Source organism: Aeromonas sp. S9(2024), assembly GCF_041403185.1.
Classification (GTDB): Bacteria; Pseudomonadota; Gammaproteobacteria; order Enterobacterales; family Aeromonadaceae; genus Aeromonas; species Aeromonas enteropelogenes.
This window is the reverse complement of the sequence record NZ_JBGLRE010000005.1, coordinates 99,594-111,568: the sequence shown is the minus strand read 5'-3', so window position 1 is coordinate 111,568 and position 11,975 is coordinate 99,594. Positions and strand designations below refer to the sequence as shown.

The window sequence follows — 11,975 nt, the reverse complement described above, 5'->3', positions numbered from 1 at the left end:
CTCGTTGGAACCAAAAACAAAAAGCCACCTCGAAAAGGTGGCTTTGGCAATACATGGTCATCCGGCGAGGATGAGACGCGTCAGATGATGCGCAGCTCGGGCGGTACCTCGAACACCACATTCTCTTCGCGACCCGGGTGTTCGGCCACCATCTTGCCCCCCAGCTCGCGCAGGCGGGTGATGACGCTCTGCACCAGCACCTCGGGAGCTGAAGCTCCGGCAGTCACACCGATCGCCTTCACACCATCCAGCCAGGCGGCATCGATCATGGAAGCATCATCGATGAGATAGGCCTTGGTGCCCACCTTCTCGGCCAGCTCGCGCAGCCGGTTGGAGTTGGAGGAGTTGCGGGAACCCACCACCAGCATGGCATCTACCAGCTCCGCCATCTCCCGTACCGCGTCCTGACGGTTTTGGGTGGCGTAGCAGATATCGTCCTTGCGCGGCCCCTGGATCTTGGGGAAGTGCTGGCGCAGGGCATCAATCACCTCGGCGGTCTCGTCCATGCTGAGGGTGGTCTGGGTGACGAAGCAGAGATCATCCGGGTTCTTCACCTGGAGTTTGGCTACGTCATCTGGCGTCTCCACCAGATACATGCCCCCCTCGCGGTTCTCGTACTGTCCCATGGTGCCGATCACCTCGGGGTGGCCGGCGTGACCGATGAGCACGGCTTCGGAGCCTTTGCGGCTGGCGCGATGGACCTCCATGTGTACCTTGGTCACCAGCGGACAGGTGGCATCGAACACCTTGAGGGCACGGGACTTGGCCATCTCGCGCACCGTCTTGGCGACACCGTGGGCGGAGAAGATAACGATGCTGTCATCGGGTACCTCATCCAGCTCCTCAACGAACACGGCTCCGGCATCCTTGAGCTTGTTCACCACATAGCGGTTGTGCACCACCTCATGGCGGACATAGATGGGGGCACCGAACTTCTCCAGTGCGCTCTCGACGATGCTGATGGCGCGGTCGACACCGGCGCAAAAGCCGCGGGGATTGGCCAGCAAGATATCCATCAGAGCACTTTCTCCTCGTCGTCAACGCCCAGGATCTCCACCTCGAAGGTGACCGTATGGCCGGCCAGCGGGTGGTTGAAATCAACCGTCACCGACATCCCTTCCACCGCCCGAATGATGCCGGGCAGCTCGCTACCGTTGGGCTGGTCGAACAGGATGATGGTGCCGACTTTCGGCTCCGCATCGGTACCAAACTTGGCGCGGTCCAGATGGTAGATGTTGTCCGGGTTGGAGAGACCAAAGGCCTGTTCAGGGGCCAGGGTAAAGCTCTTGCTCTCCCCTTCGCCCAGGCCGAGCAGACACTGCTCGAAGCTCGAAGTCAGGCTGCCATCCCCCATCCGCAGACGGGCCGGCTTGCCGTGCAGCGCCGTGCTGTCGGCAACCGAACCATCTTCCAGCTTGATGGCGAAATGAAACAGCACGCTGCTGTCAGCACCAATCTGTCGGCTCATGCCACCCCCTTTTTCTCGCCTTGCTCACCCTTGGATGAGCGAAAGCCGTCCAGCACTATCATGGCGGCACCGATGAAGATGAAGGTATCGGCCAGATTGAAGGCCGGCCAGTGGGCCCGGCCCCAGTAGAAGTCGAGGAAATCGACCACATGACCCAGCACCAGCCGGTCGAACACATTGCCGAGCGCCCCGCCGATAATGAGGCTGTAGGCGATACCACTCCAGCGCTCGGTCACCGACTGCTTGCGCAGCCAGTGGATCAGCAGACCGCAGATGGCAAAGGCCAGCACGGCGAAGAACCAGCGCTGCCAGCCCCCCTGATCGGCCAGAAAGCTGAACGCTGCGCCCTTGTTGTAGACGTGGACCAGATTGAAGAAGGGGGTGATCTCCACCCCCGGGTAGCCAAATGGCAGCAACTTGACCACGGCGAGCTTGCTCGCCTGGTCCAGTATGAAGGCCAGCACCGCCAGCCACAGCCAACGCAGGCCGCTTTTATGGTGAGTCATGTTCATCAGGCAAATTGACGAGTTTCGCCGTCACCCTCGACGTTGGTGACACAGCGGCCACAGATCTCTTCGTGACCGGCGATGGTACCCACGTCTTCCACATGGTGCCAGCAGCGGTCGCACTTGGCGGCGGCAGACTGGGCCACGCTCAGCCACAGGTCATCACGCTCGGTCGCTACAGTCCCTTCCGGAGCCGCATCGGCTACGACCACCTTGGCCTTGGAAGTGAGCAGCACGAAGCGCAGCTCGTCGGCCAGGGTGTTGAGGCGGGCAGCCAGCTCTGGCTTGGCGAACAGAGTCACTTCGGCCTGCAGGGAGCCACCGATGCGCTTCTCGCCACGGGCGGCTTCCAGCGCCTTGTTCACTTCACCACGTACGGTGAGGATCTCGGCCCAGAAGGCATCGTTGAGGGATTCACCAGCTTCCAGTCCGAACAGGCCGTCGTACCACTCTTCAGTGAACACGAACTCGCCACGCTCGCCCGGCAGCAGTGCCCAGATCTCGTCGGCGGTGAAGCTCATGATGGGTGCCATCCAGCGCACCATGGCCTCGGCGATGTGATAGAGAGCAGTCTGGCAGGAGCGGCGGGCCAGGCTGTCTGCCTTGGCGGTGTACTGACGGTCCTTGATGACATCCAGATAGAAGGAGCCCATCTCGATGGAGCAGAACTGCATCAGCTTCTGGGTAACGCCATGGAAGTTGTACTCGTCGAATGCAGCCACGATCTCGGCCTGTACTGCCTTGGCACGGCCCACGGCCCAGCGATCCACTACGACCATGTCGGCAGGCGCGACCATGTCGGTCGCCGGATTGAAGCCGTTCAGGTTGGCCAGCAGGAAGCGGGCAGTGTTGCGGATGCGACGATAGGCGTCGGCGGAGCGCTTGAGGATCTCGTCGGAGACGGTCATCTCGCCGGTGTAGTCGGTGCTGGCAACCCACAGACGCAGGATGTCGGCACCCAGCTTGTTCATCACGTCCTGGGGGCTCACCACGTTACCGATGGACTTGGACATCTTGCGGCCCTGACCGTCCACGGTGAAGCCGTGGGTCAGCACCTGGTTGTAGGGGGCCTTGTCCTTCATCGCCACGCCGATCATCAGGGAGGACATGAACCAGCCGCGGTGCTGGTCAGAGCCTTCCAGATACATGTCGGCCGGTTTGCCGTTGAACTCGGGACGAGCGTCGACCACGGAGGCGTGGGTAGAGCCGGAGTCGAACCAGACGTCCAGGGTGTCAGGCACCTTGTCGTACAGATCGGCATCGGCGCCGAGCAGCTCGGCCTTGTCCAGATCCCACCAGGCCTGGATGCCGGATTGCTCGACCCGCTTGGCCACTTCATGCATCAGGCGCACGGATTCCGGGTGCAGCTCCTGGGTCTCTTTATGGACGAACAGGGAGATGGGCACGCCCCAGGTACGCTGACGGGAGATACACCAGTCCGGGCGACCTTCCACCATGGCCTGGATGCGGTTCTTGCCCCATGCCGGGACCCAGCCGCTCTGGCCGTGCTGAGTGATGCCATCCTTCTCGATGCGATCGATCTCTTCCAGGGCGCGCTTGCGCAGACCGTTCTGATCCATGCTGATGAACCACTGCGGGGTAGCGCGGAAGATGATCGGAGTCTTGTGGCGCCAGCAGTGCGGATAAGAGTGGTTGAACACCTTGTGGTGCAGCAGGGCGCCGCGCTCGGTCAGCACCTCGACCACGGCCGCATTGGCCTTGAAAACATGCTGGCCGGCAAACAGTTCGGTATCCGGCAGGTAGACGCCGTTGCTGCCCACCGGGTTGGCCACTTCCAGACCGTATTTCTGGCCGACCACGAAGTCTTCCTGACCATGGCCAGGAGCTGTGTGAACGGCGCCGGTACCGGCATCCAGGGTGACGTGATCACCCAGCACCACAGGCACGTCGAAGCTGTAGAAGGGGTGGTTGAAGCGCAGCAGCTCAAGTGCAGCCCCCTTGGCGTAACCCAGGTTGTGGAAGTGCTCGATGCCGGCACGATCCATCACATCCTTGACCAGCTCGGCAGCCAGGATCAGGCGCTCGGGGTTGTCACCTTCGACCTGCACCAGGGCATAGTCGAGATCAGCGTGCATGGCGATGGCGCGGTTGGCCGGCAGGGTCCACGGAGTGGTGGTCCAGATCACCGCAGAGAGGGTGCCCTTGCCGGTGTGCCCTTCGGCGCAGTCAAACTTGGCGGCCACGGCTGCTTCATCGACGGCCTTGAAGCGCACGTCGATGGAGGGGGAGTTCTTGTCGTAATATTCGACTTCGGCTTCAGCCAGGGCAGAGCCGCAATCGGTACACCAGTGCACCGGCTTGGAGCCCTTGTGCAGGTGGCCGTTCTCGACGATCTTGGCCATGGAGCGGATGATGTTGGCTTCAGTGCCAAAATCCATGGTCAGATAGGGGTGTTCCCAGTCACCCAGCACACCCAGGCGGATGAAGTCGGCCTTCTGGGCCTCGATCTGGGTCTTGGCATACTTGCGGCACTCGGCGCGGAACTCGGCGGCGGAAACCTTCTCGCCCGGCTTGCCGACCATGCCTTCCACTTTCAATTCGATGGGCAGACCGTGGCAGTCCCAACCCGGGACATAGGGGGAATCGAAGCCGGACAGGCCCTTGGACTTGATGATGATGTCTTTGAGGATCTTGTTGACCGAGTGACCGATGTGAATGTTGCCGTTCGCGTAGGGGGGGCCATCGTGCAGAATGAAAGAAGGCTTGCCCGCTTTGGCGCGGCGAATAGCGCCGTAGAGATCCTGATCGTACCAACGCTTGAGCATGTTGGGTTCGCGCTTGGCCAGATCGCCACGCATCGGAAACTCGGTTTCCGGAAGATTCAGGGTGTGTTTATAGTCGCTCATCAGTCCTGGGTTCCCTTCTTTTCTAAAAGAGTGCTGGGTAAATGAAATTGTGGCAGCCCGAACCAGGCTCGGGCCGCCAGGGCATCTCGTTCGATTTGCTCTTTCAAGGCAGAGAAAGAGGCAAACTTCTGCTCTTCGCGCAGCTTGTGGCGAAGCAGCACCTTGACCTGTTGACCATATAGATCACCAGAAAAATCAAATAGATGTACTTCCAATCTAGCTTGTGTGCCGCTCAAGGTAGGCCGTACACCCACATTGGCGACACCGGGGAAGGTCTTGCCGGAACATAACACTTCCACCGCGAACACGCCACCGACCGGGATAACCTGGCGCTTGAGGGCCAGATTGGCGGTAGGAAAACCTATGGTGCGCCCCAACTTGTCGCCGTGGGCCACCCTGCCGCTGATGGTATAGGGGCGGCCAAGCATCAGCTCCACCTCGGCCATCCGGCCAGCCTTGAGGGCTTCGCGCACCAGGGTGCTGCTCACCCGCTGGCGGGACAGCTGGAAACTCTGGGTACTGATCACTTCGAAACCGAAGCGGCGGCCCGCCTCTTCCAGCAGGTGAAAATCCCCTTCCCGCCCCTTGCCGAAGCGAAAGTCATCGCCGACCACCAGGTAGCGCACGCCGAGTTTCTCGACCAGCAGTTGCTCGATAAAGGTGGACGCCGCCTGTCCGGCAAAACGGTGGCTGAAGCGCACGCAGAGCAGGCGATCGATCTGCAGCCCCTTGAGCGCTTCATACTTTTCCCGCAACCGGCTGAGCCGGGCCGGGGCCGCAGCGCCGGCAAACAGCTCCAGCGGCTGGGGCTCAAACAGCATGACGCAGGCGGGCAATCCCAGATGGGCCGCTTTCTCCTTGAGACGTGCCAGTACCGCATGGTGACCCTGATGAACCCCATCAAAGTTGCCAATGGTCAATACACATCCCCGGTGACGGGGCTTGAGATTATGAATGCCGCGAATAAGCTCCATCGGTGCCTTGTACGTTGCTGTTATGAAAATCGCCGGATTATATATCAGGCAGCAATCAGGATCAGCCCTCATGCCCCGATTTCAGGTGTCTTGGCCGAATTCCCAGCGCCAGCAGCGCCACCGCATAGATGGCAGCCCCCAGGGAGAGCAACATGGCCAGTTCCAGGGTGGCCTTGCCCATGCCCCAGGCGCCCCACTGGGCCAGATCCGGCGACAGATAAGCCAGCACGCCCCCCATCAACAAGGTCGCCACCAGCAATTTGAGACAGAACACTCCGGTCTGGCGGGATGGACGGTAGACGCTCTGCTGATACAACCCCTTGAACAGCAAGGCCGCGTTCAGGGTGCCGGAGCAAGCGGTGGCCAGCGCCAACCCCACATAGCCCAGGGGATAAATAAAGATGAGGTTGCATACCATGTTGGCCACCATGGCCATGATGCCGATGCGTACCGGGGTTTTGGTGTCCTGACGGGCGTAGTAACCGGGCGCCAGCACCTTGATCAGCATCAGCGACAGAAGGCCTGTGGTGGAAGCCAGCAGGCTCGCGCTGGACATGCTCACCTCGTGCAGCCCGAACTCGCCGCGCATGAACAGTACCCGCAGTATGGGCTCACGCATCACAGCAATCCCCACCATGGCAGGCAAACCAAGCAGCACCACCATCCGCACTCCCCAATCCATGGTGCGGGAGAAATCGGCCGGGTCGGCATCCACATGTTTCTTCGACAGGGCTGGCAGGATCACTGTGCTGATGGCCACTGCAAACAGGCCGAGAGGGAATTCCAGCAGGCGATCAGAATAGTAGAGGTAGCTGATGGCACCGGTAGCCAGGAAAGAAGCCAGCATGGTGTTGATCAGCAGGTTGATCTGGCTGACCGAGACGCCGAACAACGCCGGGATCATCAGGGTGCGGATTTTCACTACACCGGGGTGATGCCATCCCCACTTGGGCCAGACCAGCATGTTGATTTGCCGTAAAAACGGGAACTGGAACAAAAATTGAACCAAGCCGCCCAAAAATACCCCTATTGCCAGCGAGAGCTCGGGCTTCTCCATCATGGGCGCTATCCACCAGGCGGCCGCAATCATGGTGATGTTGAGAAATACCGGGGTAAATGACGAGACGGCAAAGCGGCCGAAGGTATTGAGGATGGCCCCCGCCATGGCGGTAAAGGTGATGAACCAGAGATAGGGGAAGGTGATCTTGAGCATCAGACTGGCCAGCTCGAACTTCTCGGCGGCAGGTCCGCCATGCAGCCAGTCCCAGAACCAGCCCCAGCCAAAGATGGCGGTCAGTACGCCCGATCCCACCACGCCGAGCAGGGTCACCACGGTAACTATTCCCCCCAGAGTGCCCGCTACGGCGGCCAGCAACTCGCGCACCTCCCGCTCGTCACCGTTCTTTCTGTACTCAGTCATCACGGGGACAAATGCCTGGTTGAAAGCCCCTTCGGCGAACAGGCGGCGCAGAAAATTGGGAATGCGATTGGCAAAGAAGAAGACGTCGGCAGCCACCCCGGCACCGAGCAGATTCGCGATGACCACATCGCGGATCAGCCCCATCACACGGGATGCCAACGTCATTCCGGACACTATCATGCCGGATTTGATCAATTTCTTACTCAAGACGGGGCCTCTGGAACTGTCAGAATGAAAAGAATGCTGCTAGAATCGGCCGACAGTTTAACCGTCTCCCATCTGACACACCACCGGGGGGCGGTGTTTATTTGCACAAATCATTTGACAATATGTGGTTGGGAAGGCATATTTCTGGGCCTTTTCAATACACTCGCTAAGACAGTTTTAGGAGTTTTACCTTGGCTAACATCAAATCTGCTAAGAAGCGCGCGATTCAGGCAGAAAAACGCCGTCAGCACAACGCCAGCCGTCGTTCCATGACCCGTACCTACCTGAAAAAAGTAATTGCTGCCATCGCCTCTGGCGATAAAGCTGCTGCTGTTGCTGCTTTCGCTGTTGCTCAGCCGATCATGGATCGCATGGCGACTAAAGGCCTGATCCACAAGAACAAAGCAGCTCGTCACAAGAGCCGCCTGTCTGCCCAGATCAAAGCTATGGCTTAATCAGCTCACGCTGATCAAAGCTGAAAAAACCGGCCATTGTGCCGGTTTTTTATTTCTCTTCGCTGCAGTAGAGTCGATGCAGCAAACTGATCACCTCACGCACCTCATGGCTACGCAGCGAATAGAAGACCGTCTGGGCCTCTTTTCTGGTCGTGACCAATTCATCCCGCCGCAACAAAGCCAGGTGCTGTGACAGGGCAGACTGACTCAGCCCCAACCGCTCGTTAAGCTCCCCTACCGACAGCTCTCTCTCCAGTAGCTGGCACAGGATAAACAGCCTGCGTTCATTGGCCAGCGCCTTGAGAAGCGCCACCGCCTGACCGGCTTTGGCTTCCATCTCTTCCAGTTGCATCACATTTCTCCTCTGCCAGTCGGCGATGATACGTGGTGACGAGTCGTTTTAAAATGACAGGGTGGCAGGCTGGATCGCCGAGAAGTTCTCCTGCCCGGCAAACAGGGAGGTGAAATCACTCTCGCATACCCGTTTGACTGCGGGGTGCTGGATCATCCGCTCGGCGAAGATGACGTAGTACTCCTCCGTCAAATCCTGGGTTTCCCCCAGCAACATCACCTCTTCCCCCTCCAGGATCTCCTCCCGGTAGATGGTGGGAGCCATGAAGATACCCTGATTGAAGAAACCGAATGCCTTCATCAGGGCCGCATCGTCAAACTCACCCAGGATACTCGGCGATACCCCCTGCTGCTCGAACCACTGGGTCAGTTGACGCCCCATAGCGGTACGACGTCCGGGAATAAGCAGCTTGCGCTCCTCCAGACATGCCGGGAAGGGTTTCTCGGGCAACGGCGCCTTGCAGAAGAAGCTGACACCACACCCCCCGAGCCGCTTGGAGAGCAGCCCCGCATGCTGGCTGGAATCCACCGGGCAGTCGGAAAGGATCATGTCGAGCTTGTGCTCACTGAGCTGCTCCAGCAAGAGTTCGTGGGTCGATTCGAAACAGCGCAGATGAATGGAGCCATCGTTGGGGATGACAGATAGCAGCACCCGGCTGGCAAGGCGTTTGGAGAGGGCATCGGCAATACCGACGTCGAACAGGATCTGGCTCTCCTTGCGATAGTTGACGATATCCAGCATCTCGTAGGAGAGGCTGAACATCTTGTCGGCATAGCGAAAAACCAGTTGGCCAAGTTCGGTCGCTTCGAGGGAACGTCCCTTGCGCTTGAGCAGTTTGCCACCCAGGCGCTGCTCCAGCAGCTTGATCTGGCCAGTCACGGTTTGTGGTGTCAAAAAAAGGGCTTCCGCTGCCTGGGTAACGGAGCCCTTCTTTTGAGTCATCCAGAAATAATAGAGGTGGTTGTAGTTAAGGTGTGACATCCGATGGGGTTACCGCTTTTCGCGGGCTCCGGTAGCAGCTGAGTTCAACCGCCAGAATGTCATACATGTCGCTGACCGAGTCAACCTTGTTCAAGGTAAACTGCTCCATCAAGCTGGCCTTGAGACGATCTTTATCCGGTTGGCGATCACCACAATAGCGCTTGTTGGTGTGCTTGAGCCGCTCCCCCGCCCGGCTGCTCAAGGCCCGCTCATAGAAGGTTTCTCCGAAACGAGCCTTGGCCTGCTTGTCACCGAGCAGCAGGGCGCTGTCCACTACTCCGTTCAGGTAGGTAGAGCAGCTGGCCGAGGCTGCGTCCCGCTTGCACTCTTCCAGACCATCAGCCCAGACAAGGGGGCTGCCCAGCAACAGTAACAACCATGGTGTTTTCATAATCCCTCCGCATTTTGATCTCCCTCCCCCTTGGGAAGAGACAACCGCAGTGCCAGATAGCCAACCAGCGCTGCCATGGTGGAACCCGCCAGGATCCCGAGACGGGAGTAACTGCCATAATCCATCCCGCCATGCTCGAAGGCCAGCGATGCGATAAACATCGACATGGTAAAACCGATACCACAGAGAATGCTGACCGCAAAAATCTGCTTGAAATTGACTCCATTCGGCAACTGAGCGATCCCCAGCTTGACCGACAACCAGCTGATGGTAAACACCCCGAGCGGCTTGCCGACAAACAACCCCAGCATGATCCCCATGGGCACCGGGCTCATCAGGGAGGAGAGACCAATCCCCTCCAGCGAGACCCCGGCGTTGGCAAAGGCAAACAGCGGCAGGATCAGGAAGGCGGACCAGGGGTGCAGCGCATGCTCCAGATGCTTGAGCGGCGACGCATAACGCTTGCCATTGAGCGGGATCATGAAGCCCACCACCACACCAGCCAAAGTCGCATGAACACCGGACTTGAGCACGGCCACCCAAAGTACCAGACCCACCACCATGTAGAGGCTAATCCTGTCCTCGCCACGGCGGTTCATCCAGAACAGGATCAGGGTCGCCATGATGCCTACCGCCAGCGCTGCCAACGACAGCTGTTGGGTATAGAAGAGCGCAATGATGATGATGACCCCCAGGTCATCCATGATCGCCAGCGCCAGCAGGAACACCTTCAGGCTCACCGGCACTCGCTTGCCCAGCAGCGCCATCACGCCAAGGGCAAATGCAATATCGGTAGCGGCAGGGATCGCCCAGCCAGCACGGGCTACTTCGTCCGAATAGTTGAAGAAGGCATAGATGAGGGCCGGAGCCAGCATGCCGCCTACGGCCGCAATGGCCGGGAAGGTCGCCTGCACACGGGACGAGAGCGCCCCTTCCAGCATTTCGCGTTTGACTTCCAGCCCAACCAGCAGGAAGAAGATCGCCATCAAGCCATCGTTGATCCAGAGCAGCAGCGGCTTGTTGATGTCAAGGGCGGAGATACGTACCTGTACCTGGGTATCGAGGAATGCCTGATACCCACCAGCCAATCCTGTGTTGGCCAATACCATTGCCAGCAATGCCGCCATGATCAGAATAATCCCGGAGGCAGCCTCCAGTTTCAGAAACTTCTTGATTACGTCACTCATGGTTAAAAAGTCCACAGTATTGCTTTTGTTTGAGTCTATAACGCGTAACAACTGATGGAAAATCGTTTCTTGTTGCTCAATACAACGGAAATACCGAAACGAAAAACGAAGGCGCACAATTTCCATGCGCCTTTTCCATCCCCATTCACTACCGACAACCTAGTCATTAAAATGAATTTCCAGTTATTTTCATGAATAAACTCCACTCTGGTTGGTACTGCTCCATCCAGGTTGTCACAGGCTTGCTCAAAGGCCCCATGAGCCGTCGCCGGAGTGGTTGAGTCATGTTCATCCTGGTGCGTTGGAAATCTTCGCAAGCAACAACATATGACGCGCCAGTCACCCCTCCCCCTGACTTAAGGCTATACCCTGAGGCGGTAAATAAAAACTCGATAAAAAAAGCCAGTCAGGAGAATGACTGGCTTTTTGATTGAGTGACGAAGGTGTCACCTCGAACTAAAGAGAGATTACTCTTCCAGGCTGATGCCTATGTTGGAAACCCCCCCCTGGGAGGCAAACTTCTTGATGGCAAGGATGCGATCACTGTCGCGCTCGTGAGCAACCCGCTTGAGTAGTTCAACCTGAAACTCCAGCTCGGCCTCCATGTATTCGTGCTCGTAGAGCTCCTCTTCGGTCAGCTCGCGCTCTTCCAGCATATCAATAAAGCCGGCCACGGTACCAACCGAGGCATGGCTGGCGTCATTGGCCTCTTCCCCCACTCGGCAAATGACAGAGTTGTAGGCACAACCCAGCGCCACACAGGCATCCAGCGCCGGGTAGGCACCGTAAGATTCAAACTTGCGGGGATCCGGAATGTGCGACTCGAAATCTTCGAGGATTGCCCCCAGATTGACCCGGGATCCCTTGACGGTGAGGTAGTTCCACATCTGGTCCAGCGCATGCCGGAAAGAAGCGGCATTGCCAAAACCGGAGGCCTGGCTGAACAAGGCATAGTTGGGGTACATGCGCTCTGCCAGCGCCAGGGTGTAGACGGTCTGCTGCCAAGGCTGTAGCTCGGCCAGTCGCTTATAAAACTTGTCACCAAACACTGGAGTCGGATCCTTTGCAAAATGTGGGGCAGATTGTAGCCCACACAGGACGTGGCGAAAACGAAAATGCGCCCTGGTCAGCTATGTTGCAACATCAACTCGGGTAAGATGAGGGCAA

12 protein-coding genes are annotated in these 11,975 nt (G+C 58.5%); 1 reads left to right on the top strand and 11 read right to left on the bottom strand.

Features of this window, described 5'->3' with window-relative positions; all coding sequences use genetic code 11:
- Positions 1 to 80 precede the first annotated feature (80 nt).
- From ispH to murJ, 6 genes are all read right to left on the bottom strand, one after another.
- The gene (gene ispH, locus ACB028_RS10300; RefSeq protein WP_026455784.1) at positions 81 to 1,016 is read right to left on the bottom strand and encodes a 4-hydroxy-3-methylbut-2-enyl diphosphate reductase; all 936 of its coding nucleotides are present in this window, start codon (positions 1,014 to 1,016) and stop codon (positions 81 to 83) included.
- Entirely contained in the window at positions 1,016 to 1,468 is a 453-nt protein-coding gene (gene fkpB / locus ACB028_RS10295; RefSeq protein WP_042071069.1) for an FKBP-type peptidyl-prolyl cis-trans isomerase, read from the bottom strand. Before fkpB ends, ispH begins: the two co-directional genes overlap by 1 nt.
- Positions 1,465 to 1,980: a signal peptidase II gene (gene lspA / locus ACB028_RS10290; RefSeq protein ID WP_371144211.1), complete on the bottom strand. Its 516-nt coding sequence runs from the start codon at positions 1,978 to 1,980 to the stop codon at positions 1,465 to 1,467. Before lspA ends, fkpB begins: the two co-directional genes overlap by 4 nt.
- The gene (gene ileS, locus ACB028_RS10285; protein ID WP_371144210.1) at positions 1,980 to 4,841 is read right to left on the bottom strand and encodes an isoleucine--tRNA ligase; all 2,862 of its coding nucleotides are present in this window, start codon (positions 4,839 to 4,841) and stop codon (positions 1,980 to 1,982) included. Before ileS ends, lspA begins: the two co-directional genes overlap by 1 nt.
- Entirely contained in the window at positions 4,841 to 5,815 is a 975-nt protein-coding gene (ribF, locus tag ACB028_RS10280; RefSeq protein ID WP_042025856.1) for a bifunctional riboflavin kinase/FAD synthetase, read from the bottom strand. Before ribF ends, ileS begins: the two co-directional genes overlap by 1 nt.
- Positions 5,816 to 5,876: 61 nt before the next feature.
- Positions 5,877 to 7,442, bottom strand: coding sequence for a murein biosynthesis integral membrane protein MurJ (gene murJ, locus ACB028_RS10275; protein ID WP_225634013.1), 1,566 nt, complete (start codon positions 7,440 to 7,442; stop codon positions 5,877 to 5,879).
- 191 nt (positions 7,443 to 7,633) lie between these two features.
- Here murJ and rpsT point away from each other — a divergent pair, with 191 nt between their 5' ends.
- Complete coding sequence (rpsT, locus tag ACB028_RS10270) at positions 7,634 to 7,897, top strand: 30S ribosomal protein S20 (RefSeq protein ID WP_042025858.1); 264 nt, start codon at positions 7,634 to 7,636, stop codon at positions 7,895 to 7,897.
- 49 nt (positions 7,898 to 7,946) lie between these two features.
- Here the strand turns inward: rpsT and ACB028_RS10265 are convergent, their stop codons facing one another.
- The 5 genes from ACB028_RS10265 to ACB028_RS10245 form a co-directional block, all read right to left on the bottom strand.
- The gene (locus tag ACB028_RS10265; protein WP_026457879.1) at positions 7,947 to 8,249 is read right to left on the bottom strand and encodes a metalloregulator ArsR/SmtB family transcription factor; all 303 of its coding nucleotides are present in this window, start codon (positions 8,247 to 8,249) and stop codon (positions 7,947 to 7,949) included.
- Between the two features lie 48 nt (positions 8,250 to 8,297).
- Positions 8,298 to 9,230: a transcriptional activator NhaR gene (gene nhaR, locus ACB028_RS10260; protein ID WP_042025859.1), complete on the bottom strand. Its 933-nt coding sequence runs from the start codon at positions 9,228 to 9,230 to the stop codon at positions 8,298 to 8,300.
- A complete protein-coding gene (locus ACB028_RS10255; protein WP_371144209.1) occupies positions 9,217 to 9,621 on the bottom strand; it encodes a hypothetical protein in 405 nt (134 codons plus the stop codon). The genes nhaR and ACB028_RS10255 overlap by 14 nt, the downstream gene beginning before the upstream one ends.
- Positions 9,618 to 10,808: a Na+/H+ antiporter NhaA gene (gene nhaA / locus ACB028_RS10250; RefSeq protein WP_026456084.1), complete on the bottom strand. Its 1,191-nt coding sequence runs from the start codon at positions 10,806 to 10,808 to the stop codon at positions 9,618 to 9,620. Before nhaA ends, ACB028_RS10255 begins: the two co-directional genes overlap by 4 nt.
- Before the next feature lie 467 nt (positions 10,809 to 11,275).
- The gene (locus ACB028_RS10245) at positions 11,276 to 11,857 is read right to left on the bottom strand and encodes a YjaG family protein (RefSeq protein ID WP_042071060.1); all 582 of its coding nucleotides are present in this window, start codon (positions 11,855 to 11,857) and stop codon (positions 11,276 to 11,278) included.
- Positions 11,858 to 11,975: the final 118 nt, after the last annotated feature.

What these genes read in the sequence shown, in the direction of transcription:
- nhaA (WP_026456084.1), bottom strand. Translation starts at nt 10,808, where the DNA reads ATGAGTGACGTAATCAAGAAGTTTCTGAAACTGGAGGCTGCCTCCGGG.
- ispH (WP_026455784.1), bottom strand. Translation starts at nt 1,016, where the DNA reads ATGGATATCTTGCTGGCCAATCCCCGCGGCTTTTGCGCCGGTGTCGAC.
- fkpB (WP_042071069.1), bottom strand. Translation starts at nt 1,468, where the DNA reads ATGAGCCGACAGATTGGTGCTGACAGCAGCGTGCTGTTTCATTTCGCC.
- ribF (WP_042025856.1), bottom strand. Translation starts at nt 5,815, where the DNA reads ATGGAGCTTATTCGCGGCATTCATAATCTCAAGCCCCGTCACCGGGGA.
- lspA (WP_371144211.1), bottom strand. Translation starts at nt 1,980, where the DNA reads ATGAACATGACTCACCATAAAAGCGGCCTGCGTTGGCTGTGGCTGGCG.
- ACB028_RS10255 (WP_371144209.1), bottom strand. Translation starts at nt 9,621, where the DNA reads ATGAAAACACCATGGTTGTTACTGTTGCTGGGCAGCCCCCTTGTCTGG.
- ACB028_RS10265 (WP_026457879.1), bottom strand. Translation starts at nt 8,249, where the DNA reads ATGCAACTGGAAGAGATGGAAGCCAAAGCCGGTCAGGCGGTGGCGCTT.
- ileS (WP_371144210.1), bottom strand. Translation starts at nt 4,841, where the DNA reads ATGAGCGACTATAAACACACCCTGAATCTTCCGGAAACCGAGTTTCCG.
- nhaR (WP_042025859.1), bottom strand. Translation starts at nt 9,230, where the DNA reads ATGTCACACCTTAACTACAACCACCTCTATTATTTCTGGATGACTCAA.